Genomic DNA, 25,766 nt, shown 5'->3' with positions numbered 1-25,766 from the left:
TATACATAAATCAATGCACTTCTAGAATAGTCAAGGAGTAAAAAAACGTATACGCAGCAAGAGAAGAGTAAGAATTTCTTAAAACAACCTTCAGTATAGTATAATGCTTAATAACCACCGTTGATTGAGCAAAACATATCTTTAGCTTCATACAAAATGAACAAATAGAAAATGAAGAATAGTCCTATTGAAGACAGGGCAACAATGATAGAGAAGCTCATCAAAAGTTTTTACATTTTTAGAAGTCTATAAGGTAAAACGAGGGGGGCAGGTAAAGTGGAAAGCCCAAAAATAGGAGTTGCGTTAGGCTCAGGTGGAGCTAGAGGTTTTGCACATTTAGGAGTAATCAAAGCGCTAACAGAAAATAACATTCCTATTGATTTTCTAGCTGGCAGCAGCATGGGAGCTTTAGTTGGTGCACTATATGCGTCAGGTATTGAACTGGCAACTCTTTATAAAATGGCGCTAACGTTCAAACGAAAGTATTATTTGGATTTTACCGTGCCAAAAATGGGATTTATTACGGGCAACAGAGTAAAGTCGTTGGTTCGCACTTTTACGCAAAATAGAAACATTGAACAGTTATCTATACCGTTTGCCATTGTAGCGACAGATTTGAAAACAGGAGAGAAAGTGGTGTTTAAAAAAGGACCTATCGCTGAAGCGGTGAGAGCAAGTATTTCAATTCCAGGAATTTTTGCTCCCGAAGTAATTGATGGGCGATTGCTTGTAGACGGCGGGGTAGTGGACCGTATTCCTGTATCGGTTGTAAAAGAGATGGGATCTGATATTGTCATTGGAGTCGATGTATCAAAAGCGAAAGTGAATGCAGAAATCAGCTCCATTTTTGATGTCATTATGCAAAGTTTAGATATTTTGCAAGATGAGCTAGTAGCTCACCGAACTATTGCTTCAGACGTTATGATTCGTCCTAATCTCGATACTTTTAGTTCCAGAGCATTTACAAACATTCAAGAAATGATGTCAATTGGTGAACAAGCAGCACATGAGCAGTTGCCTTCTATTCTACAAGCAATTGATCATTGGAAGGAGAACAAAAAAAGTGAAATCTAGAATTAGAATTTTGGTATATTTGGCTGTTATTGCAGTGGTGGCAATGCTTTGTTTTTATCCATTACCGTACTACATTACAAAGCCTGGAATGGCAGAAGAACTTGCGCCTATTATTAAGGTAGAAGATGGATACCATGAAAAAGGGACGTTTATGCTTACAACTGTAAGAATGGGCAGAGCAACTCCTCTTTCATATGGTCTTGCGAAAATACAGGACTTTCATGAAATTTTCCCTACAAAGCAAATTTTGCAGCAGGGTGAAAGCGATGAAGATTACTCGACAAGGCAATTACATATGATGGATACGTCAAAAAATGCCGCTATTTCAGTAGCATATGAAGCAGCTGGAAAGAGCGTTTCCTACCACAATAAAGGCGTATATGTTACATATGTTGTAGAAAATATGCCTGCACATGGAAAACTTCATGTTGGAGATGTCGTGACAAAAGTAGATGAGAAAAAAATTCAAACTGCTGAGGACTTAATCAACTACGTATCGACTAAAAAAGCAGGAGATTCAGTATCAATTTATGTAAAAAGAGATGGCAAAGAAAGCAAACATACTCTAAAAGTTAAAGCATTTCCTGACGAGCCGAAACGAGTAGGCCTAGGAATTGCCTTAGAAACGAACCAAGAATTAAAAGTCAAGCCCGATATACATATTGATACTGAAAAAATAGGAGGGCCTTCAGCGGGACTGATGTTCTCACTTGAAATCTATAATCAGCTTGTTAAAGAGGACATGACAAAAGGCCACCGCGTTGCAGGTACAGGGACTATCAATGATAAAGGAGAGGTAGGACCAATCGGAGGTATTTCACAAAAGATTGTAGCCGCAGATAAAGAAGGAGCAGAGATTTTCTTTGCACCAAATGAAAAAGGGGCTGCTGGCTCTAACTACCGAGAAGCAGTGAAGACAGCCAAAAAAATAAACAGTGATATGAAAATTGTACCCGTAGATTCATTTTCGGATGCCGTAACCTATTTAGAAAAGCTGAAACCATAAAAAAATCGTCTCTTGCAGACGATTTTTTTATGGCCAAATGATAGGAGGCTGCGTATATTCTTGTTTCATAAACTGAGAGCGCAGAGGCTCCTGAAACGGCGTACTATAAACATGTGTCGCTTTAATATCGGTATCAATTTCTTTTAGTTTACATTGCGATACAGTGGATACAATAGGAAGGGACAGCTTTTTCTTAATTGTTTTTAAATAGGCTTGTCCGGTCTTTGACATTCCCAATAAGCGAATATAAGGATCAGCTTGTTGCATCTCACTTTTTGTTGTATTGGTTAAAAGGTGAACGCACATGCGCTGTAAACGGGTTCTCGTATATCGCTTCGTTTTAACATTTGTTAAAAAATCTTCAAATGAAGTAGATGAAGAAATATAAGATAGCAGTCGATGTTCAATACCTTCTTCTATTTCATAAATACGCTGTAAGTCATAAAGTGGAGTAGTTAATAATTTGTATTTTAAAAATGGGAAATAGTGCTCCCAATGATGAAACTGTCCGTGTGCTTGTTTGTAAGCTGCTAATTCGTTTGCTGTACTAACTGGCATATGCTTGCCCAGGTCCCCATGGCTGCTGCTGTCAAAAATAGCTTTACGTATGCTTGTAGCGCTTGAAATAAAAGAGGAAGACAGGGAATCATCGTGATAATGTGATTGAATTCGAGTGATTGTATATGGTTTAATAGATGCATGCTGTTTTTTTATGGCAGCTACATAGCTCATTCCAAGCACATTATTTGGCTGAGATAGATCAATAGGAGCCTCCGTGAAAAGCTGTAAGAAAGCATTGGAAGCTGATTTTGGATAACTGTTTCCTTTTTTCATCTCTTGTTGAATTAAGGCAGATAGTTCTGATTCATGAGCTTCGAGCAAATCAGCGGTGCGGGTAAATGAGTCAATATTGCCATTTTCGCTGCCAAAGCATACAAAGTCAGCGTGAAGGGATTCCAAAATAGAAATAGCGCCGCTTGCGAATGTTTCAGCTTTTTGAGTAGAAAAAGCATAGGGTAATTCAACGACTAAGTCTGCACCAGCGGCTAAAGCCATTCTTGTGCGGGACCATTTCGATACAAGAGCAGGCTCTCCGCGCTGCAAAAAGTGCCCGCTCATCACAGCAATCACACAATCTGCTCCGGTTTGTTGTTTGGCTTGCTGCAAATGATAAGCGTGTCCGTTATGAAAAGGATTATATTCGACAATTATTCCAACTGCTTGCATAATGTCTCCTTTTAATTTATTATTTTTAGTCTAGCTCTTTGTTTTAAAAACGTTTTTTTATGAAAGTAAGAAATTTTTACAAAAAAGCATATTTAAGTACATTATAGTGTAAAGAAAAAATATTGACAAATAATCTTGTGAAAGCTATAATAACCTTTGTTGCCTTGAGGTGATTAACAATGAAATGGACAATACATCAATTGTATCAGCTGCAAAATAAAGGTCTAACATTTGACGAAGTGATTGACGGCAAAGAGTTTATGAATGCTGATCCTCAAATTCGTAGAATGTCAGATGTAAACGTGAAAGGAAGAGCCGACATTAGCTCTTCGAAAGTAACGTTTCACCTTAAAATTTCAGGAGAAATGACGTTGCCTTGTGCTCGTACATTAGTTGACGTTCCGTATCCGTTTGAAATTAACGCAACTGAAACGTTTTTATTGAATGTGAATGCTGATTATGAAGAAGATGCTGAAGTACGCATTGTAGAGGGAGAAACGGTTGATTTACAACCTTTGATTCAAGAGTTAATTATTGTTGAAATTCCTCTGCAGGTATTTAGTGAAAATCAGCAAGCGGCAGGAGCAGCTCCACAGTCAGGAAAAGACTGGGAAGTTGTTACCGAAGAAGAACAGCAGGAAAAAGTAGATCCCCGCTTAGCCGTACTCGAAAATTTCTTTAAAGACAAAAAGAAATAAAAATGCGAAGATCCGGCTTTCGGGCCTTCATATGATTTTAAAATTCTTTTAAGGAGGTGGGAATAATGGCTGTACCTTTTAGAAGAACATCTAAAATGAAGAAAAGAACGCGTCGTACGCACTTTAAATTACAAGTTCCTGGTATGGTAGAGTGCCCAAATTGTGGTGAAATGAAACTATCACACCGCGTATGTAAAGCTTGTGGTACTTACAAAGGAAATGACGTAGTAAGCAAATAATTGCTTATTTAAATAAAAGACCCTCTTAAAGGGTCTTTTATTTTTTTTGCCTTTTTTCCTTCTCTGCCCTTTGGAAGAGAAGGATTTTTCTTATAGAACAAGAACTCTTTTTAAATAAACAATTACTGTTGTAAAAGGATTCATACCTTGTCCATAAGGAGGAAAAAGCATGAAAAAAAGCGAGCTGTTTACTACAAGCCAAGGCATTGCTACATTTGTGATTAATCGCCCTGAAAAGCGTAATGCCATTGATTATGATGTGATGAATGAACTGCAGCAAGCTGTAGATTATGTGAAACATAATCAGTTAGTAAAAGCTTTTGTAATTACAGGTGCTGGTTCAGACGCATTTTGCAGTGGAGGAGATTTAAGCGTATTTCATGAGCTAAAGACTTCGAAAGAGGCGTCTCAAATGTTAACGAAAATGGGGAGAATTCTTTATGAAATTTTAACGCTCCCAAAACCAACAGTTGCCCTTTTGAATGGAACATCGGTTGGGGGGGGATGTGAGCTTGCGATTGCATGTGACTTCCGTATAAGTGCAACACATAGCGAAATAGGCTTTATTCAAGGGAATTTAGGAATTACAACAGGCTGGGGAGGAGGAACCATTCTTCTTGAAAAGCTGCGGTATCAAGAAGCGATGGAAATGATCTACAGTGCTCAGCTGTATGGAGTAGAACGAGCAAAGCAAATTGGATTTCTTTCCTATGTTACGTCGTTTAAAGAGCTAACTATGAGGTGTGAGGAGTGGTTAGCTCCTATTACTCATAAATCGACCCAAGTATTGCAAGCTTACAAAGAAATCGCTATTGAGAAATGGGAGCAAAGCCGGGTTTGGAATCGAATGGAACAAGAAATTCATCGCTGTTCGATATTGTGGGAATCGCCTGAGCATGAAGAAGCGGTTCAAAAGGTCATCGTTAAAAAAACATAGTTATGAACTGCATTTCCATAGCAATATAGTTAATAAGCAAAAGATGAAAGAATCACGGATTTCCCATTTTGCTTCAAAGTATATGAAAGATTTTCTTGATTGAGAAGAGGAACAATAGTCTATCTTATCTAGTAGGTGCATATTCATTTAATAAGTACGGATAAGGAGGGATAGAAAAATGACTTCTTCTCGTCAAGATGCATGGACTCATGATGAAGATTTATTACTCGCAGAAATTGTACTGCGTCATATACGTGAAGGTGGCACTCAGCTAGCTGCATTTGAAGAAGTGGGGAAGAAACTTACACGAACATCAGCAGCTTGTGGCTTCCGCTGGAATTCTTTTGTGCGCAAACAATACAAGACTGGTATTGACCTTGCGAAAAAACAGAGAAAAGAATTAAAAGCAAGAACTGTTTCAAAAGACGACGAGCAGCCTGCACGCTTATCATATATGGAAGCAGAGAAACATATTTCGCTTAATGAGGTAATTAAGTATTTAGAAAATGTAGATCAAGGGCAAAAACACTCGTCGGAGCTTCTCGAAGCTAATGAAGAACTGCAGCAAAAGATTGAACGTTTACAAGAGAAAGTAACGATTTTGGAAAAAGAAAAAAAAGCTTTGCAAAACAATTTGTTAATTGTGGAAGATGACTATAAAGCTCTTATTGAAATTATGGAGAGGGCTCGTAAAATGGTTGTATTAAAAGAGGATGAAAAAAGTAGAAAAGTGAAATTTCAAGTGGATAAAAATTTAAATTTAGAAAAAGTTCAAAAGTAAAGCGAAAGCTTGAATGCTCCCTACTTCATGTTAATCATATATACCACATAGATATAAAATAAACAGCTGGAAATCAGCTGTTTATTTTTGTTCGCTTACACCGTTTGGTAGCCAAATAAGAGGGTTTTCTCCCAAATCACGATCGATATCATACGTTACAGGTACGAACCCCATTTTTGACCAAAAATCACTCGATTTTACTCGCGGGCTTGTTTTGATAGGTAATTGAAAGGATTTGGCATATTCAACGAGCGTTTGACCTAATCCTTTGCGCTGAAAATCGCTGAGCACTTCAAGTTTCCACACTTCAATATACGTTTGAGGCGGCTCGAAATATTGATCGTACTGTTTGTTTCGTTTATAGAGACTCATGCGAGCCACTAAGCTATTTCCAAAATAAATGCCGTAAAACGGAGAATTTATTTCATTATCGGAAATCTTGGCATGTAATTCTTCTAGCATTGAAAGTTCTTGAATGCCATATTCTTTGAATTTCTTGAACTCTTCTAGCGTTTTAAAATTAATTTTTAAATGCTTCACTTCGTAATTCATCCCATATCCCCCTTGTTATGTCTCCTTGCTAGATGAACGAACTGGATTGGTTCGTTCATCTAATATTATATAACAAAAATACAAAATATTCTGTTTTCATGATTGGTGAACGAATATTCAATGCGCACAAAGAAAAATGAATTCTTTCGGTTAAATACGAAGAATACATTACTATAAACATCACTTTTTAGAAAGGAGGCAAAAGGGAAACAGAATTCAAATAGAAAGCGTTTTCAAAAATTGTAGAGGAGTTTTAAAATTATTGTAGAATTATATGGGGGAAAGTAGAAATTTGAGGAAAGGGGAGAGAAAGGTGAAAAAAATACTGATTGCAAATCGAGGAGAAATTGCTCTTCGTATTATTCATACATGCAAACAAATGGGCATTGAAACGGTGGCTGTCTATTCCGATGCAGATGCAGAACTTCCTTATGTTCAAGCGGCTACAAAAGCACGTCGAATTGGAGAGCCTCCTGTGCAAAAGTCATATTTGAATGTGGAAGAGCTGCTTAGAATTAGTCATGAAGAAAAAGTAGACGCCATTCATCCTGGATATGGATTTTTATCGGAAAATAGTGCATTTGCTAAAAGAGCGATTGATGAAGGTTTTTGTTTTATCGGTCCTTCTCCCGAAATCATTTCGATGATGGGCGACAAAATTGCTGCCCGCGCTGCGATGAAAGAAGCGGGTGTACCTGTTGTCCCCGGCAGCGAAGGTGATGTGACGTCGGTTGAAGAGGCTTGTAAAGTAGCGGGGGTAATTGGATATCCCGTTATGTTAAAAGCAAGCGGAGGCGGCGGAGGAATTGGAATGGTGCGCTGCGATAACGAAGAAGCAGTAAAACAAGTATATGCCTCAACAAAAGCAAGAGCAAAAGCATATTTTGGTCATGAAGGAATGTTTATTGAAAAGCTTATAACAAACGCAAAACATATCGAGGTACAGGTCTTTGGAGATCAGCATGGTAATGTCGTTCATCTTTTTGAACGCGATTGTTCTGTACAAAGAAGAAATCAAAAAGTGATTGAAGAAGCCCCTGCGCTTTCTTTAAAAGAAAGTACGCGACAAGCCATGCAAAACCAAGCCGTTCAAGCGGCTAGAGCAATCGGCTATTATAATGCGGGTACGGTGGAGTTTATCGTGGATGAAGACGAAAATTTTTATTTTCTTGAAATGAACACGCGGCTGCAAGTTGAGCATCCGATCACCGAGCAAATTGCAGGGGTCGATTTAGTTAAGTGGCAGATCTTAGCTGCGCGCGGTGAAAAGCTTCCTCGTATGCAAGAGGAAATAGCAGCAAATAACTACGCCATTGAATTTCGAATTTATGCAGAAGATCCGTTTACTTTTTTACCGGCTCCGGGGAAAATTACGGGTTATCACTTGCCGGAGCGAACCTACGCGCGCGTAGATAGCGGCTACAGTGATATGAATGCGGTTACACCTTTTTATGATCCAATGATTGCAAAGGTTATCATTACTGGTCGTACGCGTTCAAATGCAATTGAACTAGCTAAATCATATTTTACAGAAGCTGTTGTAGAGGGAATCAAAACAAATATTCCTCTATTTAAGCAGTTGTTAAATGAAGAGTTATATGAAAAGGGCACCTATAACACATCGTTATTATCAACAGTATTAAATAAAGGAGGAGCACCACAATGAGTGAAATCAAAGCGACAATGGCAGGCATGGTATTTAATGTGTTTGTTCAGCAAGGAGCAAGTGTAACTAAAGGAGAAGTTGTTGTTGTATTAGAATCTATGAAAATGGAAATTCCTATTGAAAGCGATCAAGCTGGTATTGCAGAGACTGTCCATATAGCCGTGGGGGATTTTGTGAACGAAGGCGACGTTTTGGTGACTATTTCATAACTCATAAAGGGGAGATATCATGATACATACAGGTGAATCTCAGAAAAAATATGATGAAAACCGTCAAAAAGTAGAGCGGGGCAACGCTGAAAAGTACAAAGAGAAACTTGCAAAACAACAGAAGCTTTTTGTAAGAGATCGTTTAGCCCTTTTATTCGATGACGGGAAATATGAAGAAGACGGCATGTTTGCAAATAATAAAGCCGAAGGGTTGCCGGCAGACGGTGTTGTAACTGCGATTGGAAAAGTAAACGGTGAAACGGTTTGTGTAATGGCTAATGATTCTACTGTAAAAGCAGGGTCTTGGGGAGCTAGAACAGTAGAAAAAATTATTCGGATTCAAGAAGTTGCAGAAAAACTGCATGTGCCTTTACTGTACCTAGTGGATTCTGCTGGAGCGCGTATTACGGATCAATTAGATATGTTTCCAAACCGCCGAGGAGCTGGAAGGATCTTTCACAATCAAGTAAAACTTTCCGGCGTCATTCCTCAAATTTGTTTGCTTTTCGGTCCGTCAGCAGCTGGAGGGGCTTATATCCCTGCATTTTGTGATATTGTTGTGATGGTAGATGGGAACGCTTCTATGTACTTAGGGTCGCCGCGTATGGCGGAAGCCGTTATTGGAGAAAAGGTTACGCTAGAAGAAATGGGAGGAGCACATATGCACTGCAGCGTTAGCGGGTGCGGGGATGTGCTGGCTTATTCTGAAGAAGAAGCTATTTCGTATGCCAAATCTTATTTAACGTACTTTCCACAAAACTATCAAGAGAAGCCTAAAGTACAAAAAGCTAAAGAGCCTAAGCAGACAAAAGATTTAATAGAACTAATTCCGGAGAATCAAAATGTTCCATTTGATATCTATGAAGCAATTGATACCCTTATTGACGAGGGGAGCTTTTTTGAAATAAAAAAACTGTTTGCCGCCGAATTGGTAACAGGGCTTGCACGAATAGATGGAAAAGTAGTAGGGATTGTTGCTAATCAGCCAAAAGTTAAAGGGGGAGTGCTGTTTGTAGATTCAGCAGATAAAGGCGCAAAATTTATTCAATTGTGCGATGCATTCCATATTCCTTTGCTGTTTTTAGCTGACGTGCCTGGATTTATGATTGGAACCAAAGTAGAAAGAGCTGGCATCATTAGACATGGAGCCAAATTAATTGCAGCGATGAGTTCAGCTACAGTTCCTAAAATTTCCGTAGTCATGCGTAAAGCTTATGGCGCAGGGCTTTACGCTATGGCTGGTCCGGCTTTTGAACCAGATTGCTGCATTGCATTGCCTACTGCTCAAATTGCCGTAATGGGTCCTGAAGCTGCAGTAAATGCCGTCTATTCTAATAAAATTAATGAAATTGAAGATCCGAAAGAGCGGTTCATGTTTGTTAAACAGAAACAGCAAGAGTATAAAGAACACATCGATATCTATACGCTGGCATCTGAACTTATTATTGACGACATCGTTCCTGCTAACGAACTGCGTCGAACGTTAATTGACCGCTTTCGCTTATATGAAACAAAGAATGTGACCTTTAGCCGTCGTAAACATCCGGTGTATCCCGTATAATAGAAAAAAACGGGATCACTCTAAATAATTTACAATAAGCCCGGTGATTTTTAATCACACGGGCTATATGAATAGGTAAAATTTAAAGAATGCATTTAATTCAAAGCATTTTTTTGCTAAAATGAAACTCAATAATAGAAAGAGGAACAAAAAATACGATGAAAACTATAGGTATTATTGGAGGCGGATCATTAGGTCTGTTGTTTAGCGCGTATTTATCAGATTGTTATGATGTAACCTTGTACACGAAAACACCAACTCAAGCAAAGTGTATTAACGAAAATGGAATTACCTTACATAGACAAGGGGAACATCACACGAAAAAAGTCAGTGCTATCCCTCTGGAAAAAAACATAAAAGAAGCAGATTTAATCATTATTACTGTAAAACAGTATCATTTAAAAGAGATTATTCCTTTTATTAAAACCCTTACTATACATACTCCCCTTTTGTTTATCCAAAACGGTATGAGCCATATTGAAATTCTCAAAAACCTCCCGCAGCGCACTCTCTATTTGGGTACAGTTGAACATGGGGCAATGCGTACAAATATGGATAGCGTCCATCATACAGGAATAGGAACAACCCGTATTGCTTCGTACAGAGGAGAAATGGAGTCTATCTTACCAATTGTGAATTTTCCTTGGGTAATTGAAAAAGATTGGTATGCGATGCTGGTGAAGAAATTAGTTGTAAATGCGCTCATTAATCCTCTTACGGCGCTGTATCGCGTGAAAAATGGGCAGCTGATTCACAACAGCTATTTTTATAAAACGATGCGTCTATTGTTTGAAGAGATTGCGGATGTATTAAAACTAGATTCAGCTTTTAATTATTGGGAAAATGCGCTGGGGGTTTGTTCGCGCACGAGTACCAATCAATCTTCTATGCTAAAAGATATACAGGAGGGGCGGCAAACCGAGATTGATGCTATCTTAGGTTATATCCAAACACAAGCTGCTGAAAAAAGAACGTCGACGCCTATTGTTGACTTTTTATATAGGTCAATAAAAGGAATCGAAGAAGAAAAGGGTGAGTAACATGGGAAGTTTTATTGCTGGCGTTTTTGCGACGTTTGTCACTCTGCCGCTCGTCGGTTTTTTTATTCTATACATGCTTTTACGCAAACTGACGAAAAATAAAAGGAAATCTGTCCACATAGCAACGTACATTACTACGGTTTTTCTTATTTTGTCCGTGCATTATGCAGCTGTGGAAATTTTCGGGCACTCTTTTTTGTGGTTGATTGCGTTAGTCCTTTTAGTTGTGGCAATGATTATGATGTTTGTACATTGGAAAGTCAAACATGACTTAGAAATGAAGCTTATTGCGAAAGGGTTCTTTCGGATGAATTTCGTTTTGTTTCTTATTGCACATATTGTGTTAAATATAGGTGGAATCGCTTTTCGTATTTCCTCTCTGTAAAGCATGTTACTAGACGTGAGCAGTTACATTATGGATAATGAAGCTATATGTAGAGAATATAAGTATTAGGAAAAGAAAGGAAGTTCTTTCATGGAGATTACAGACGTCTCTTTAAAGGCGGGAAACAAACTAACGAACGATTACATAAAAGGTGAAAAGCAAGCACTTTCCTTTTTTCATTATAATATACACGAAAAAGACGTATATGAAAAACGTTTAGCGGACGTTCAAAAGCAGTCTTATCCAAGAGAACAGCTTGCTGAGTATCTGCTTGATTTTAATAAGCGCTACGGAGCATCTTCTAAGACGATTGAAAATATTGAAAAGCTAAAAGATCCTAACAGCGTAGTGGTCGTTGGAGGTCAGCAAGCGGGGCTGCTTACGGGTCCTTTGTACACCATTCATAAAGTGATTTCAATTGTGCTGCTAGCTAAACAACAAGAGGCAGCTCTAAACGTGCCCGTGCTTCCGGTATTTTGGATTGCTGGAGAAGATCATGATTTTGCTGAGATCAACCATGTATACACAGAGCATAAAAACCAGCTTTTAAAGAAAACGTTAAAGCATTCTTTAAAGAAAAAGCAAATGGTTTCTCAAATCGAATTAGATCATGAAGCCTGTAGAAGCTGGGTTCGTGATGTTTTTCAAACGTTTAACGAAACGGCGCATACAAATCAGGTGTTACACTTTGTTTTAGAGGCGTTAGATAAATCACGTACCTATGTCGATTTCTTTGCTCATTTGGTTACCACATTGTTTGCAGAGTCAGGTCTTATTTTAATGGATGCAGCTTCTAAAGAAGTGCGCAGCATTGAATCTTCTTTCTTTGTGACGTTAATTGAACAAAATGACAAATTATCGTCAGCCGTTGTGGAACAGCAAACAGAGATTCAAAAACAATACGGACGAATGATTGAAGTGGGAGAAGAAACGGCCCATCTCTTTTATTCACACAACGAAAACAGAGTACTTTTAGAAAGAGACGCAGAGCAAGAGCAGTTTGTTGGAAAGCAAAATGAACTCGCGCTGTCTAAAGAAGAGCTGGTTCAAATTGCTAAACAAACGCCAGAGCTTCTTAGTAATAACGTTGTGACTAGACCCCTTATGCAGGAGTACTTACTTCCTACCCTTGCGTTTATTGCAGGTCCAGGGGAAGTAGCGTATTGGGCAGAGCTTGAAAAAGCATTTTCTTTATTTAGCTTTAAAATGCCTCCCGTGGTTCCGAGGTTATCCTATGCAATCGTAGAAAGACATATCGAGAAGTATATGGATGAACTTCAGTTAGACCTTTCGAATGTCATTAACAAAGGCGTAGATGCAGAGAGGGAGCACTGGCTTAAGACAGAAGTTCACAACCCGTACGAAATGTATTTTGAAAAAGCGAAAGAAGATTTTGAAAAAATTCATAAAACTCTTCGTGAAAATATTCAAAAAGAAGACAAAACATTTGATGAAGTCATGCTTAAAAATCGAGCGATTATTCAAAAGCAGTTTGAAACCATTCAAAAGATTGTCGAATCCAAACAGCTCATTAAGCACGATGTGAAGCATTCAAAATATGCTCAAATTGAACTTGCTCTTCGTCCCTACAATGCTCCACAAGAACGCATGTGGAATATTATGTATTATTTAAACGGCTATGGTATGCAATTTGTGTCAGATTTACTAAGTGCTGAAGTCGAATTAAATCACCAGTTAAAAGTCTATTATGTCTAATAAAATCCTGCTGAAAAGCAGGATTTTTATTTTGAAAAAGAGAACAAGTTTACAAGGTGAATGTCAGCCAATTGAATCCTTATAAGGTATTTATTTCTAATTACACAAAAAAACCTTATATTCCTTACATTTTATTCTACGAATATGTCCTACTTTTAACAAAATGACACTATTTGTGACAAAAAGACAAAATTCTACTTAATTCTTATATAAATAGCTGAAATAATGTTGAACTTTGATATATAATATAAACGTGTATATATATCAAAGAAAAACACCGTTTTTTGCTTTTTGTATACATAACTAAGTAGTTTAGAAAGAAGTAGGTGTCATAATGTTTAATCACACAACTGTTTTGCTTAAAGAAGCAGCGGAAGGCTTAAATATTAAGCCGGATGGAGTATATGTCGACTGCACGCTTGGCGGAGCAGGTCATAGTGAATATATCGTAAAACAGCTATCAGAAAAAGGGAAATTAATTGCGTTTGATCAAGACGATGTTGCTCTTGAAAATGCAAAAGAAAAATTAGCCCCGTATCTAGACAGAGTTATTCTAATCAAAAGTAATTTTCGCTATTTAAAAGAGCAGCTAATGAAACATGGAATTGAAGAAGTAGATGGAGTATTGTTTGACCTAGGCGTCTCGTCTCCTCAGTTGGATACACCAGAGCGAGGGTTCAGCTTTCATCATGAGGCCCCGCTTGATATGCGCATGGATCAAAACTCAAAGTTTTCTGCGTACAACGTAGTAAATGAATGGCCTTATGAAAAACTTGTAAAAATCTTTTTCCAATATGGAGAAGAAAAGTTTTCGAAACAAATTGCCCGCAAAATTGAGGCATATCGAGAGTCTAAACCAATTGAAACAACGCTAGAGCTGGTTGATCTTATTAAAGATGGTATTCCAGCGCCAGCTAGACGAACGGGTGGACATCCGGCAAAACGGATTTTCCAGGCTATTCGAATTGCTGTAAATGATGAGCTTCAAGTATTTGAAGATGCAATTGAACAGGCCATGGATGTAATCAAAAAAGGTGGACGTGTAAGTGTTATTACCTTCCATTCACTTGAAGACCGAATTTGTAAAGTAGCGTTTAAAAATGCAAGCACGGTTCCGCAGCTTCCTCATGGACTGCCGGTTATTCCAGAAGAATTTAAACCTAAAATGAAAGTCATTACAAGAAAACCTATTTTACCTTCAGAAGAAGAGGTAGAAGAAAATAAGCGCGCGCGTTCGGCAAAGCTTCGAATTGTTGAGAAATTAGTCTAATAAAAGGGTTTAATCAAAGAGGAGGGGACGAGAATGAACAATGCAGCATACAAAGTAAGAGAGCAAGACCAGCAGCAGAAGCAGCAAAAGACGGTACGTCAAGTTGTTCGAAAGACAAAAAGAAAAATCACGGTTGGTGAAAAAATTGTGTATTCTGGGTTTGTCGCACTCATGCTGTTTGGGTCTGTGCAAATCATTTCAAATCAATCTTCGCTTTATAGCATCAGTGAAGAAGTGCAATCACTCGATGGAAAGATTGACAAGCAAGAAGCAAAAAACAATGAGTTAAAATTACAGGTAACAGAGTTAAGTGCATACGATCGTATTTGGACAAAAGCAAAAGAACTTGGACTAAAATTGAATGAAAATAACGTAAAAGTCGTTAACGATTAATTGCGATGACTACGCCAAGAAAAAATAGCAATATTAGTACAGGAGCAGCAATATTAATTTTAATATTTGCATTGCTCTTTTTTGTATTAGCCATCAGGTTCTTTTACATCCAAGCGACGGGCAAAGCAGACGGAGAAGCTTTAGCCGAAATTGCACAAAAACAGCATACGCGAACGTCTAAAATTGAAGGACAGCGCGGTACGATTTACGATCGAAATGGAGAAGCAATCGCCCAAGACACGGGTGCTTATACGGTTGTGGCGATTTTAGATAAAAAACAAACAAAAGATAAAGATCACCCGCAACATGTGGTAGACCCAGAAAAGACGGCTCAAAAATTAGCCCCATTGTTGAAGATGGACGAATCGAAAATTGAAAGCATGTTAACGAGAGGAATTAAACGTGGTACCTTCCAAGTAGAACTTGGCCCAGGCGGACGTGATATTGATAACGTGCTAAAGCAAAAAATTGAGAAGCTAAATCTCCCGGGCATCACGTTTTTACGCGATTCGAAGCGCTTCTATCCAAACGGTGTATTTGCCTCAAGTATTTTAGGATATGCACAAAAAGATGATACGGGTAAAATCGTAGGGAAAATGGGAATTGAAAAAGTATTTGATAAGCAGCTTTCTGAAGAAGATGGATATGTGAAATACGAAGCTGCTAAAAACGGAATTAAGCTTCCGGATCCAAAAGAGTCAATTGTAGCTCCTAAAAACGGAGACAGCGTTACGCTTACGATTGATGAAAAAATTCAAACGTTTTTAGAGGATGCGATGACAGCTGCTGCTAAAGAATATAAACCAGAAGAGCTAATGGCAACGGTAGTGAATCCGAAAACCGGTGAAATTTTGGCGATGTCAAACCGACCTTCATTTGATCCAAATATTCGTGATATCACTTCTTATCGCAATCCGTTTGTTGAAAACAGCTATGAGCTTGGTTCAACGATGAAAATCTTTACGCTAGCAGCCGCGATTGATGCAGGCGTTTATAACGGCGAAGACCGCTATCAGTCGGGATCTTATAAAGTAACGAAAAACAGCGTTCCGATTAACGATCACAACGGCGGAGTCGGCTGGGGAGCTATTACATTTAATGAAGGAATTCAAAGGTCTTCAAATGTAGCGGTTGCCATTTTAGCCAACGAAAAATTAGGTACCGACCGTTTGTATAAATACTTGGACAAGTTTGGCTTTATGGATAAGACGGGAATTGACTTGCCAAACGAAGCTTCTAGCAAGTTAGTGACGAAGTACCCGAGAGACCGCGTAACCACTGCGTTTGGACAGGCGTCTGCTTTTACGCCTATTCAAGAAATTCAAGCGGCTACTGCGATTGCAAATGACGGGAAAATGATGAAGCCTTACGTGATTAAACAAGTAGTCGATGAAACAAATAAGAAAACAATTAAGAAAACAAAACCTACCGTAGTAGGCCAGCCTATTTCTAAAAAAGCAGCGAACGAAACGCTAGGTATTTTAGAAACCGTTGTTTCTTCTGATGATGGAACAGGCAAACCTTACGCGATTGAAGGATACGATGTCGCTGGAAAGACGGGAACAGCTCAAATTCCTGGGCCTACCGGAGGTTACCTGCATGGACACGGGAAAAATTTCATTTCCTTTATGGGCTTTGCACCTGCTAAGGATCCAAAGCTCCTTGTCTATGTAGCCGTTAAAAATCCAACTCTCACGCCTCAAGAAACGGGTACTGCGCCGCTTACAGCTGTATTTAATCCGGTGATGAAAAATAGTCTGCAGTATTTAGGAGTGGAGCCTCAAAAAACGGATGAAGACGGAAAAGAAACGAAAGAAAAGAAAGTGGATTCAGAAATCAAGCTTAAATCTTACGTTAATGAATCAGTTGATAGTACCGTGAAAGACTTAAAACAAAAAGGGCTTGTTCCTGTTGTAATAGGTAAAGGAGATACGGTAGAAAGCCAATCACCGACTTCTGATACCATTGTCACTGGTCAACGCGTGTTCATTAAGACAAACGGAAAAGCCACAATGCCTGATTTAACAGGTTTTTCACATCGTGACGTTATTCGCTTTAGTGAATTTGTCAACGTTCGACCTAGCGCACTTGAAAATGGTTATGTTGTAAGTCAAAGTATTAAAGCAGGAGATCCGCTAAAAGCAGGAACGTACCTGAAAGTGGAACTTGAAACGCCTAAAGAATTTTCAAGCACGTTAAATAAGCTAAAAGAAACGGAAAAAAGTGAATCTGACAGTAAAAAAGACGATAAGCAACTTGACTAGAAAATAAGTTCTAGTGAATCCTGTACAAGCATATATTGGAACGAGCCGATTCAGAGGAGGTTCTAATATATGCGGGTATCAGGAGTCACAGTTCGTAAAAGGCTAGCCATTGTTTTGTTTGTCGGTTTTATTGTGTTTTTGATTATTGATACAAGGCTTGGATATGTACAGTTGCTGACTGGGGATACGCTAACTGAAAAAGCCAAAGACTTATGGAGTCGGAATATTCCTTTTGAACCTGAAAGAGGAAAGATACTAGATCGCAATGATGTGGCACTTGCTACAAATAAAAGTGCACCGACCGTTTTAGTTATGCCAAGACAAGTTGAAAATCCAGCTGTTACGGCTGAAAAGTTAGCAAAAGTGCTGGGAGCATCAAAAGAAAAAGTATATGAACAAATAACAAAAGCTTCTTCTAGCGTATATTTGCGTCCTGAAGGAAGAAAAATTTCACATGCGAAAGCAAATGAAGTGCGAAATTTAAATTTAAAAGGCGTATATATAGCTGAGGATTCGAAGCGGTACTATCCGTTTGGAAGTTATTTGTCGCATGTATTAGGCTTTGCGGGAGTAGATAATCAAGGGTTAACGGGCCTTGAATTATATTATGATAAAGAGCTAAAAGGACAAAAAGGTTCAGTTAAATTGTATTCTGATGCTAAAGGTAAAAAGATGCCCAATATAGCCGATGACTACACAGCGCCTGTGGACGGGCTCGATTTGAGATTGACCATTGATTCACGTGTGCAAACAATCATGGAGCGTGAGTTGGATAATGCTCAGACAGCTTATAATCCAGATGGTATGATTGCCATTGCCATGAATCCTAAAAACGGTGAAATTTTAGGTATGTCAAGTCGTCCAGGCTTTGATCCGACGGATTTTAAAAATGTGAAGCCTGAGGTGTATAATCGCAATCTTCCAATCTGGAGCGTATATGAGCCCGGATCAACGTTTAAGATTATTACACTGGCAGCTGCTCTTGAAGAAAAGAAAGTGGATTTACTAAAAGATCAATTCTACGATGATGGAGCCGCGGAAGTTGGAGGAGCGAGACTTCGCTGCTGGAAAAAAGGCGGACACGGACAGCAGTCTTTTTTAGAAGTTGTACAGAACTCATGTAACCCTGGTTTTGTGGAGCTTGGGGAACGTTTAGGAAAAGAGAAATTGTTCAAATACATTAAAGAATTTGGCTTTGGTCAAAAAACAGGTATTGATTTACAAGGGGAAGCAAAAGGAATTTTGTTCCCGCTTGAGCGCGTGGGTCCGGTTGAACAAGCTACAACAGCTTTTGGGCAAGGGGTTGCTGTTACTCCTATTCAACAAGTAGCTGCTGTTTCAGCAGCCGTAAACGGTGGAACGCTTTATGAACCTTATATTGCAAAAGAGTGGGTGGATCCAACTACCGGAAAAGTTGTAAGCAGTCATAAACCGGTTGCTAAGCGAAAAGTTATTTCCGAGGAAACGTCTAAGCAAGTGCGTTTTGCTCTTGAAAGTGTAGTCGCACAAGGAAGCGGAAAAGGAGCTTTTGTGGAAGGGTACCGCGTTGGAGGAAAGACGGGTACGGCGCAGAAAGCTCAAAATGGAAAGTATTTAAAAAATAATCACATCGTTTCTTTTATCGGTGTTGCACCAGCAGATAACCCTGAAATTGTCGTGTATGTTGCGGTTGATAATCCAAAGGGCACCATTCAGTTTGGTGGAGTGGTAGCAGCTCCGATTGTAGGTAAAATGATTGAAGACAGTTTGCGTGTGATGGACGTTAAACCGCGTAAAGGACAAATTGAAAAAGAGTTAACGTGGCTGGACACACCAATGATAAAAGTACCAAATGTCGTAGGAATGTCAAAAAAAGAGTTACAAGAACAGCTACTTAATTTAAAATTAGATGTGAGTGGCGAAGGAGATAAAGTGGTCAAGCAGTCTCCTGCAGCCGGAACGAAAGTTAAAGAAGGCGAAACGGTTAGAATTTATATGGGAAAATAAAAATCTCTATAAACTATTATTCTTCCTTGCATGATAATCAGCAGGTTACGCTGCGTGTGAACATGAAATCAACAAATAAGCCTTGGGGGTGTTCCCTCCGGGCTTCTTTTTCTGTAAAATGTAATAGGTTAGGTGCTAGAAAAAGAAGAATAGTTGCCATAGCGTCTTATAACAAACGTTTCACTTTACAAATAGAGAGGACATGGTAGGAATGGATTTACGAGAACTACTAACACATTTACATGATTTTGTTCAGCTTCCTGAACAGAATATTGATATTACGTCAATTGAAATGGATTCAAGAGAAGTTAAGCCCGGAGCATTGTTCATTTGTATAGACGGCTATACGGTTGATGGTCATAGCTTTGCACAGATGGCTGTGGAAAAAGGGGCAGTAGCAATCTTAGCAGAAAAGCCTGTGGATGTAGAAGTGCCCGTTGTACGCGTGAAGAGTACAAAGCGAGCAATGGCAGTGCTGGCGGATGCTTTCTACAATCAGCCCACACAAAAAATGCATTTAATTGGTGTAACAGGCACAAATGGAAAAACAACGATTACACATTTAATTGAGCATATCTTTAAATCACAGCATAAAAAGACGGGTCTAATTGGAACGATTGAAATTCGTATTGGTGATACGTCTTATGATGTGAAAAACACAACGCCTGAATCGCTGACTCTTCAAAAAACATTTAATCAAATGGTGGAAGAGAATGTAGAAGTAGCGATGATGGAAGTATCATCTCACGCGCTTGACTTAGGACGCGTACACGGGTGCGACTTTGACGTGGCGGTATTTAGTAACTTAACGCAAGATCACCTCGACTATCATCATACAATGGAAGATTATCGTCGTGCGAAAGGGTTGCTATTTGCACAGTTAGGAAATGCTTATAACCATACTCGTCCTAAATTTGCTGTTCTTAATGTCGATGATGCGGCAACCGAGGAATATATTAAAAACACGGCTGCTACAGTGATTACGTACGGTATTGACCGTGAAAGTGATATTCGTGCAACGAATATTCAAATTACAAACAGCGGCACAACGTTCGATTTGACAACACCGACAGAAACGGTTTCTGTAGAAATGAAGCTTATTGGGAAATTTAGCGTCTACAACGTATTAGCGGCTACGGCTGCATGTTTAGTATCTGGTCTCCCTCTGTCAGTTATTGTCGAGGAAATAAAAGTGTTAGAAGGTGTGTCTGGGCGTTTTGAAGTGGTTGATGCGCAGCAAGATTTTACGGTTATCGTGGATTATGCCCACACGCCGGACAGCTTAGAGAACGTGTTAAAAACTGTAAAAGAATTCGCAAAACGCAATATATATGTTATTGTTGGTTGTGGCGGAGATCGAGATCGTACAAAACGACCAATCATGGCTCGGATTGCAGCTGAATACAGTACACAAGCTATTTTGACATCTGATAATCCACGAAGTGAAGATCCATTGGCTATTTTAAAAGATATGGAAGAAGGTTTGGATACAGATAACTATGTGACGATTGCTGATCGTGCAGAAGCTATTCGCTATGCAGTGGAAACAGCGCATGCAGATGATGTTATTGTCATTGCTGGAAAAGGGCACGAGACCTATCAAATTATTGGTAAAAAAGTATTCGATTTTGACGATCGAGAAGTAGCACGCAAAATGATTGAGGAGCGAAAGTAGTAATGAAATGGGTAGAGAACAAAATGAGTCGGAATGAGTTAGAAGTTAAGGAGGGGGCATCGTGCTAGAACAATCAATTTTATTGACAATCGGCGTAGCCTTTTTGATTACGGTTGTATTGTCGCCGATTTTTATTCCCTTCTTAAGAAGATTAAAGTTTGGTCAAAGTATTCGTGATGAAGGCCCGAAATCTCACCAGAAAAAATCAGGTACACCTACAATGGGCGGTATCATGATTTTATTATCTATTATTGTGGCAACTCTTATTATGGTCAATCAATATGCAGAACTTACATATAAGACGTTTCTATTATTATTTGTCACAATCGGATTTGGTTTATTAGGATTTTTAGATGATTTTATAAAAGTAGTGTTAAAGCGTAACCTTGGATTAACATCTAAACAAAAGTTTTTAGGTCAGGTTGTCATTTCAATTATTTTTTACTTTATTGCAAGACAGTTTGAGTTTTCAACTGAAGTGACGATTCCAGGAATTAAAGACCCAATCGATTTAGGTTGGTTTTATGTTGTTTTCCTCATCATCTGGCTTGTTGGTTTTTCAAACGCGGTCAACTTAACGGATGGATTAGACGGACTTGTATCTGGTACAAGTGCGATTGCTTTTGGTGCATTTGCAGTTCTCGCCTGGAATGCAGAGCAGTTTGAACTATCTATTTTCTCAGTTGCTGTAGTAGGAGCTGTGTTAGGATTTTTAGTTTTTAATGCCCATCCTGCAAAAGTATTTATGGGAGATACGGGTTCTTTAGCGCTAGGAGGAGCTATCGCTACGGTGGCTGTCTTAATGAAAATGGAATTCTTGCTTGTTATTATCGGTGGTGTGTTTGTTATTGAAACATTATCTGTTATTATTCAAGTCGCATCTTTCAAAACAACAGGAAAACGTGTGTTTAAAATGAGCCCGCTTCATCACCATTACGAGCTAAGCGGCTGGTCGGAATGGCGCGTAGTTATGACTTTTTGGGCTGTAGGACTATTATTTGCAATGCTTGGAATTTATATCGAGGTGTGGATTTAAATGAAATCAGTCAATACGTATCAAGGTAAACAAGTACTTATTTTAGGATTAGCCAAGAGCGGTTTAGCAGCCGCTCAGTTAGTTAAACAGCTTGGTGCTAAAGTAGTCGTTAATGATCAAAAACCGTACGAAGAGAACGCAGCAGCACAGGAATTAGAAAAAACGGGCATTGAAGTTGTCTGTGGACATCATCCGCTTGAGCTTTTAGACAAAGCGGATGTTATTGTAAAAAACCCTGGGATTCCGTATTCAAATGTTCTATTGCAAGAAGCATTAAAGCGACATATTCCGATTTTAACAGAGGTAGAATTAGCTTATGAAATTAGCGAAGCTCCTTTTATCGGAATTACGGGAAGCAATGGGAAGACAACAACAACAACGCTCATTTATAAAATGTTAGAAGAAGATCAAAAGCAGCCGTTGATTGCTGGAAATATTGGAACAGTAGCTTGTGAAGTGGCGCAAAAAGCAACAAAGGACAATGTAATTGTAACGGAGCTTTCTTCTTTTCAGCTGATGGGAATTGAAAAATTCCGTCCGAAAATCTCTTTATTATTGAATTTGTTTGATGCTCACTTAGACTATCATGGTACAAAAGAGGAATATATTAAAGCGAAAGCAAATCTCTTTAACAATCAAACAAGTGAAGACTTTGCCGTTATTAATGCGGATGATGAGCTAGTGATGAAAGCTAGTGCAAATATTAAAGCGACAAAAGTACCTTTTTCTGTTACAGCTCAAACGACAGAAGGAGCGTATATTAAAAACGAAACGATTTTCTTTAAAGATGAAGAAGTGATGTCGTTAAAAGATGTGGTGCTGCCAGGCAAACATAATCAAGAAAATATTTTAGCAGCTGTATCCGTTGTGAAGCTGTACGGCTGTTCAAATGAAGCTATCTACTCCGTGCTCACAACGTTTGCTGGTGTTAAACACCGCGTTCAATATGTCACGACAATCAACAAACGTAAGTTTTATAATGACTCTAAAGCTACAAATATGCTTGCTACAAAAGTAGCTCTTTCCGCTTTTTCACAGCCGACGATTCTACTTGCAGGCGGACTCGATCGCGGCAATGAGTTTGATGATTTAAAAGAAGAGTTTAAAAATGTGAAAGCTGTTATTACGTTTGGTGAAACGGCTCCTAAAATTGAACGCGTAGCCAAAGAAGAGGGAATACAAATTGTAAAACGTGTCGATAATGTTAAACAAGCAGTTTCAGAAGCATATGCTTGTTCAGATGAAGAAGATGTTATTTTATTATCTCCTGCTTGTGCAAGCTGGGATCAATTTAAAACTTTTGAAGAACGTGGTGACATCTTTATTGAATCTGTGCATAAACTGAAATAAGGGCTTGTCTAAACACCTAGAAAATACACTAGCCCTAATCTATTTTTAGAGGTGTGTGACAGTGTCGACAAAAAGGTCTACCCCAGATTTTTTTCTCATAATCGTTACGCTTTCCTTGCTAACCATCGGCCTTATCATGGTATACAGTGCAAGTGCGGTATGGGCTACATACAAGTTTAATGATTCTTTTTTCTTTGCTAAACGCCAGCTCTTATTTGCAGGGCTTGGAGTATGCGCGATGTTTGTCATCATGAATATTGATTATTGGATGTGGCGTACGTGGGCAAAGCCAATTGTAATCATTTGCTTTGTTATGCTGGTACTTGTATTGATTCCGGGAGTAGGGCTAGTACGGAATGGGTCGCAAAGTTGGATAGGAGTTGGAGCGTTTTCGATTCAGCCTTCAGAATTTATGAAGTTTGCTATGATTATATTTTTAGCGAAATATTTATCAGAAAACCAGAAGAAAATTACATCCTTTAGAAAAGGAATGTTACCGGCGTTATTACTGGTTTTCTTACCGTTTGGCATTATTATGATGCAGCCGGATTTAGGAACTGGAACGGTGCTTGTTGGAACTTGTTTAGTCATGATTTTTGTTTCAGGAGCAAAGGTAAGTCACTTTGCAGGTCTTGGGTTGCTTGGCGTTGCCGGTTTTGTAGGGCTTGTTTTATCAGCTCCTTATCGGATTAAACGCATCACCTCATTTTTAAATCCTTGGGAAGATCCGCTTGGAAGCGGGTTTCAAATCATTCAATCTCTTTATGCAATTGGGCCGGGGGGATTGCTTGGATTAGGGTTAGGGCAAAGTAGACAAAAGTTCTTTTATCTGCCGGAGCCTCAAACTGATTTTATTTTTGCTATTCTGGCAGAAGAGCTCGGTTTTATCGGCGGAACACTTGTGCTACTTTTGTTTAGCTTATTGCTTTGGAGAGGAATTAAAGTAGCGCTGGGAGCACCTGATCTTTACGGAACGTTCTTAGCCTTAGGAATTATTTCAATGGTTGCGATTCAAGTCATGATCAATATAGGCGTGGTAACAGGTCTTATGCCTGTTACGGGAATTACGCTTCCATTTTTAAGTTACGGCGGATCGTCGCTGACGCTCATGCTGGCAGCAGTTGGAGTTTTGTTAAATGTTAGTAGATATTCTCGCTATTAATTGAAAAAAATTGTATAATGTCAAGTAGGCAATGGTCTACTGAAGTAAACCGTCATCTTAAATCCAAGTGCACGCCGGATTTTGTTGGCGGTTTATTTTCGATTTTTTACAGATAGATGATATTTTTGTATGAAATGTTTTTAAAATGTAATGTTGTGATAACCAATTTTGAGTCCAACTATGGTATGATGTGTAAGGTTAAATGTTTTATCTTAGTGAGTAGGTGAACGTATGTGCACTTATGAGCGTAGCGTTTTTTTATGACTGTCAGCATGTGTTTAACTTCTAAATGAAAAACGATAAAAAAACAATCAAAATTACTTTATATAGCAGATGAACGTACATTCTATGGGTGAATGTCATACGATAAATAAAAATGATGAAATTGACAACAGAATAGAGTGCCTTCGTAGAAAAAAGGTATCTTACAAGGTGCTGCTGCTTAGTTATGAATCTGTTCTTATTATTCTTATGCATTAGAAGTAAGGGCGCATTGACATGAAAGTTTTATAACAGCAAAGAGGGTTTTAGGAGGTTCTTATGGAAGCGTTAGTAAAAGAGTTAGTCGAAGCGAATATTGGAAAGGTTCGTGAAAATGAACCGCTAGCAAAACATACAACAATGAAAATTGGTGGTCCAGCAGATGTGCTTGTAGAACCTGATTCTGTTGATCACTTAAAAGTTACAATGGATATGATTAAAAAACACGGCGTGAAATGGAGAGCGATTGGTCGAGGATCTAATCTTCTTGTTTCTGATAAGGGAATTGAAGGTGTGGTCATTAAGCTCGGAGCCGGATTAGATGATTTAACAGTAGATGGAGAGACGGTTACTGTAGGTGGGGGATACCCTAGCATCAAGCTTGCAACAGTTATTACAAAACAAGGTCTGTCTGGATTGGAGTTTTCAAGTGGAATTCCTGGATCTGTGGGAGGCGCTGTTTATATGAATGCAGGTGCCCATGGTTCTGATATGTCTCATGTAGTCGAAAAAGCGCTGATTTTATTTGAAGATGGCACTCTGGAGTGGCTGACAAATGAAGAGCTTCAATTTTCGTATCGTCATTCCATTCTACAAAAAGACCGTCCTGGAGTATGTGTAGAAGCTGTGCTGCGTTTGAAAAAGGGAACGAAAGATGATATTGTGGCGGTCATGCAGAAAAATAAAGACTATCGCCGCGAAACACAGCCTTGGAATTTCCCTTGTGCAGGAAGTATTTTTAGAAATCCGCTTCCAAATTATGCAGGAGACTTAATTGAAAAGTCCAACTTAAAAGGTTTTTCAGTAGGCGGTGCGCAAATTAGTGAACAGCATGCGAACTTCATTGTCAATACAGGAGATGCAACGGCTTCAGACGTGCTGAATTTAATTGCTCATGTTAAGAAAACAATTAAAGAGAAATTCGATATTGATATTCATACAGAAGTTGAGATTATCGGTCGCTAATTACTCAGCCCTTCGCTGTATGGTTATGCGTGAAAAGGTAGCTTTTATGTGTTTATTCTATGCTATAATGGGGATATTCTCATGAAGCAAAGA

The 25,766-nt window shown here is 38.8% G+C and carries 23 protein-coding genes; 21 read left to right on the top strand and 2 right to left on the bottom strand.

Features of this window, described 5'->3' with window-relative positions:
* Positions 1-276 precede the first annotated feature (276 nt).
* Entirely contained in the window at positions 277-1,074 is a 798-nt protein-coding gene (locus tag MKX72_RS21710; protein WP_028411486.1) for a patatin-like phospholipase family protein, read from the top strand.
* Positions 1,064-2,080, top strand: a complete 1,017-nt coding sequence (locus MKX72_RS21705; RefSeq protein WP_028411485.1) for a SepM family pheromone-processing serine protease — start codon at positions 1,064-1,066, stop codon at positions 2,078-2,080. The genes MKX72_RS21710 and MKX72_RS21705 overlap by 11 nt, the downstream gene beginning before the upstream one ends.
* 27 nt (positions 2,081-2,107) lie before the next feature.
* On the opposite strand, the gene MKX72_RS21700 is transcribed toward MKX72_RS21705, so the two are convergent.
* The gene (locus tag MKX72_RS21700; RefSeq protein ID WP_033579759.1) at positions 2,108-3,307 is read right to left on the bottom strand and encodes a nucleotidyltransferase; all 1,200 of its coding nucleotides are present in this window, start codon (positions 3,305-3,307) and stop codon (positions 2,108-2,110) included.
* Positions 3,308-3,486: 179 nt separating this feature from the next.
* Between MKX72_RS21700 and MKX72_RS21695 the strand changes: the two genes are divergently transcribed.
* The 4 genes from MKX72_RS21695 to MKX72_RS21680 all read left to right on the top strand — a co-directional run bounded on the left by MKX72_RS21695 (position 3,487) and on the right by MKX72_RS21680 (position 5,962).
* Positions 3,487-4,005: a YceD family protein gene (locus MKX72_RS21695; protein ID WP_014458367.1), complete on the top strand. Its 519-nt coding sequence runs from the start codon at positions 3,487-3,489 to the stop codon at positions 4,003-4,005.
* 65 nt (positions 4,006-4,070) lie between these two features.
* Positions 4,071-4,244, top strand: coding sequence for a 50S ribosomal protein L32 (gene rpmF / locus MKX72_RS21690; protein ID WP_013058976.1), 174 nt, complete (start codon positions 4,071-4,073; stop codon positions 4,242-4,244).
* Positions 4,245-4,413: 169 nt separating this feature from the next.
* The gene (locus MKX72_RS21685) at positions 4,414-5,181 is read left to right on the top strand and encodes an enoyl-CoA hydratase/isomerase family protein (protein WP_154989725.1); all 768 of its coding nucleotides are present in this window, start codon (positions 4,414-4,416) and stop codon (positions 5,179-5,181) included.
* 178 nt (positions 5,182-5,359) lie between these two features.
* A complete protein-coding gene (locus MKX72_RS21680; protein ID WP_028411482.1) occupies positions 5,360-5,962 on the top strand; it encodes an RsfA family transcriptional regulator in 603 nt (200 codons plus the stop codon).
* Between the two features lie 81 nt (positions 5,963-6,043).
* Here the strand turns inward: MKX72_RS21680 and MKX72_RS21675 are convergent, their stop codons facing one another.
* Positions 6,044-6,514, bottom strand: coding sequence for an N-acetyltransferase (locus MKX72_RS21675; protein WP_013058973.1), 471 nt, complete (start codon positions 6,512-6,514; stop codon positions 6,044-6,046).
* A gap of 313 nt (positions 6,515-6,827) precedes the next feature.
* On the opposite strand from MKX72_RS21675, the gene MKX72_RS21670 reads away from it, so the two are divergent.
* From MKX72_RS21670 to murB, 15 genes are all read left to right on the top strand, one after another.
* Positions 6,828-8,180 carry an acetyl-CoA carboxylase biotin carboxylase subunit gene (locus tag MKX72_RS21670; protein ID WP_034265301.1) on the top strand — a complete coding sequence of 451 codons (1,353 nt, stop codon included), beginning with the start codon at positions 6,828-6,830 and terminating at the stop codon, positions 8,178-8,180.
* Positions 8,177-8,389: a biotin/lipoyl-containing protein gene (locus MKX72_RS21665; RefSeq protein ID WP_033579761.1), complete on the top strand. Its 213-nt coding sequence runs from the start codon at positions 8,177-8,179 to the stop codon at positions 8,387-8,389. Before MKX72_RS21670 ends, MKX72_RS21665 begins: the two co-directional genes overlap by 4 nt.
* A gap of 19 nt (positions 8,390-8,408) precedes the next feature.
* Positions 8,409-9,950, top strand: coding sequence for an acyl-CoA carboxylase subunit beta (locus tag MKX72_RS21660; protein WP_049166164.1), 1,542 nt, complete (start codon positions 8,409-8,411; stop codon positions 9,948-9,950).
* Positions 9,951-10,108: 158 nt separating this feature from the next.
* On the top strand, positions 10,109-10,990 hold the full coding sequence (locus MKX72_RS21655) for a 2-dehydropantoate 2-reductase (protein ID WP_034265299.1): 882 nt from the start codon (positions 10,109-10,111) through the stop codon (positions 10,988-10,990).
* 1 nt (position 10,991) lies between these two features.
* Entirely contained in the window at positions 10,992-11,375 is a 384-nt protein-coding gene (locus MKX72_RS21650; RefSeq protein WP_013058968.1) for a DUF3397 domain-containing protein, read from the top strand.
* Between the two features lie 90 nt (positions 11,376-11,465).
* Positions 11,466-13,091 (top strand): bacillithiol biosynthesis cysteine-adding enzyme BshC, encoded by a 1,626-nt coding sequence (gene bshC, locus MKX72_RS21645; RefSeq protein WP_098112913.1) that lies wholly within the window; start codon positions 11,466-11,468, stop codon positions 13,089-13,091.
* Between the two features lie 334 nt (positions 13,092-13,425).
* On the top strand, positions 13,426-14,361 hold the full coding sequence (gene rsmH, locus MKX72_RS21640) for a 16S rRNA (cytosine(1402)-N(4))-methyltransferase RsmH (protein WP_028411477.1): 936 nt from the start codon (positions 13,426-13,428) through the stop codon (positions 14,359-14,361).
* A 33-nt stretch (positions 14,362-14,394) separates the two neighbouring features.
* Positions 14,395-14,754: a cell division protein FtsL gene (gene ftsL, locus MKX72_RS21635; RefSeq protein ID WP_028410764.1), complete on the top strand. Its 360-nt coding sequence runs from the start codon at positions 14,395-14,397 to the stop codon at positions 14,752-14,754.
* 5 nt (positions 14,755-14,759) lie between these two features.
* Positions 14,760-17,018: a penicillin-binding protein gene (locus tag MKX72_RS21630; protein WP_028411476.1), complete on the top strand. Its 2,259-nt coding sequence runs from the start codon at positions 14,760-14,762 to the stop codon at positions 17,016-17,018.
* Between the two features lie 69 nt (positions 17,019-17,087).
* The gene (locus MKX72_RS21625; RefSeq protein ID WP_013084856.1) at positions 17,088-19,004 is read left to right on the top strand and encodes a stage V sporulation protein D; all 1,917 of its coding nucleotides are present in this window, start codon (positions 17,088-17,090) and stop codon (positions 19,002-19,004) included.
* Between the two features lie 211 nt (positions 19,005-19,215).
* Positions 19,216-20,679 (top strand): UDP-N-acetylmuramoyl-L-alanyl-D-glutamate--2,6-diaminopimelate ligase, encoded by a 1,464-nt coding sequence (locus tag MKX72_RS21620; RefSeq protein ID WP_028411475.1) that lies wholly within the window; start codon positions 19,216-19,218, stop codon positions 20,677-20,679.
* 61 nt (positions 20,680-20,740) lie between these two features.
* Positions 20,741-21,715, top strand: coding sequence for a phospho-N-acetylmuramoyl-pentapeptide-transferase (gene mraY, locus MKX72_RS21615; RefSeq protein ID WP_013058961.1), 975 nt, complete (start codon positions 20,741-20,743; stop codon positions 21,713-21,715).
* Positions 21,716-23,065 (top strand): UDP-N-acetylmuramoyl-L-alanine--D-glutamate ligase, encoded by a 1,350-nt coding sequence (gene murD, locus MKX72_RS21610; protein ID WP_028411474.1) that lies wholly within the window; start codon positions 21,716-21,718, stop codon positions 23,063-23,065.
* A 61-nt stretch (positions 23,066-23,126) separates the two neighbouring features.
* Complete coding sequence (gene spoVE / locus MKX72_RS21605) at positions 23,127-24,227, top strand: stage V sporulation protein E (protein ID WP_013058959.1); 1,101 nt, start codon at positions 23,127-23,129, stop codon at positions 24,225-24,227.
* A 540-nt stretch (positions 24,228-24,767) separates the two neighbouring features.
* Positions 24,768-25,673, top strand: coding sequence for a UDP-N-acetylmuramate dehydrogenase (gene murB / locus MKX72_RS21600; RefSeq protein WP_028411473.1), 906 nt, complete (start codon positions 24,768-24,770; stop codon positions 25,671-25,673).
* The last annotated feature ends 93 nt before the right edge of the window (positions 25,674-25,766 follow it).

Source organism: Priestia sp. FSL R5-0597 (genome assembly GCF_038006305.1).
GTDB classification, from domain to species: Bacteria; Bacillota; Bacilli; order Bacillales; family Bacillaceae_H; genus Priestia; species Priestia zanthoxyli.
Note: the sequence above shows the minus strand (reverse complement) of the source record. Positions and strands in the feature narration are given on the sequence as shown.

Bases quoted from the DNA above. Each gene is read 5' to 3' on its own strand.
- MKX72_RS21660 (WP_049166164.1), top strand. From the start codon at position 8,409: ATGATACATACAGGTGAATCTCAGAAAAAATATGATGAAAACCGTCAA.
- MKX72_RS21620 (WP_028411475.1), top strand. From the start codon at position 19,216: ATGGATTTACGAGAACTACTAACACATTTACATGATTTTGTTCAGCTT.
- MKX72_RS21650 (WP_013058968.1), top strand. From the start codon at position 10,992: ATGGGAAGTTTTATTGCTGGCGTTTTTGCGACGTTTGTCACTCTGCCG.
- MKX72_RS21700 (WP_033579759.1), bottom strand. From the start codon at position 3,307: ATGCAAGCAGTTGGAATAATTGTCGAATATAATCCTTTTCATAACGGA.
- bshC (WP_098112913.1), top strand. From the start codon at position 11,466: ATGGAGATTACAGACGTCTCTTTAAAGGCGGGAAACAAACTAACGAAC.
- MKX72_RS21665 (WP_033579761.1), top strand. From the start codon at position 8,177: ATGAGTGAAATCAAAGCGACAATGGCAGGCATGGTATTTAATGTGTTT.
- MKX72_RS21685 (WP_154989725.1), top strand. From the start codon at position 4,414: ATGAAAAAAAGCGAGCTGTTTACTACAAGCCAAGGCATTGCTACATTT.
- murD (WP_028411474.1), top strand. From the start codon at position 21,716: ATGAAATCAGTCAATACGTATCAAGGTAAACAAGTACTTATTTTAGGA.
- MKX72_RS21675 (WP_013058973.1), bottom strand. From the start codon at position 6,514: ATGAATTACGAAGTGAAGCATTTAAAAATTAATTTTAAAACGCTAGAA.
- ftsL (WP_028410764.1), top strand. From the start codon at position 14,395: ATGAACAATGCAGCATACAAAGTAAGAGAGCAAGACCAGCAGCAGAAG.
- rsmH (WP_028411477.1), top strand. From the start codon at position 13,426: ATGTTTAATCACACAACTGTTTTGCTTAAAGAAGCAGCGGAAGGCTTA.
- MKX72_RS21655 (WP_034265299.1), top strand. From the start codon at position 10,109: ATGAAAACTATAGGTATTATTGGAGGCGGATCATTAGGTCTGTTGTTT.
- MKX72_RS21695 (WP_014458367.1), top strand. From the start codon at position 3,487: ATGAAATGGACAATACATCAATTGTATCAGCTGCAAAATAAAGGTCTA.
- MKX72_RS21680 (WP_028411482.1), top strand. From the start codon at position 5,360: ATGACTTCTTCTCGTCAAGATGCATGGACTCATGATGAAGATTTATTA.
- murB (WP_028411473.1), top strand. From the start codon at position 24,768: ATGGAAGCGTTAGTAAAAGAGTTAGTCGAAGCGAATATTGGAAAGGTT.
- MKX72_RS21630 (WP_028411476.1), top strand. From the start codon at position 14,760: ATGACTACGCCAAGAAAAAATAGCAATATTAGTACAGGAGCAGCAATA.
- rpmF (WP_013058976.1), top strand. From the start codon at position 4,071: ATGGCTGTACCTTTTAGAAGAACATCTAAAATGAAGAAAAGAACGCGT.
- MKX72_RS21625 (WP_013084856.1), top strand. From the start codon at position 17,088: ATGCGGGTATCAGGAGTCACAGTTCGTAAAAGGCTAGCCATTGTTTTG.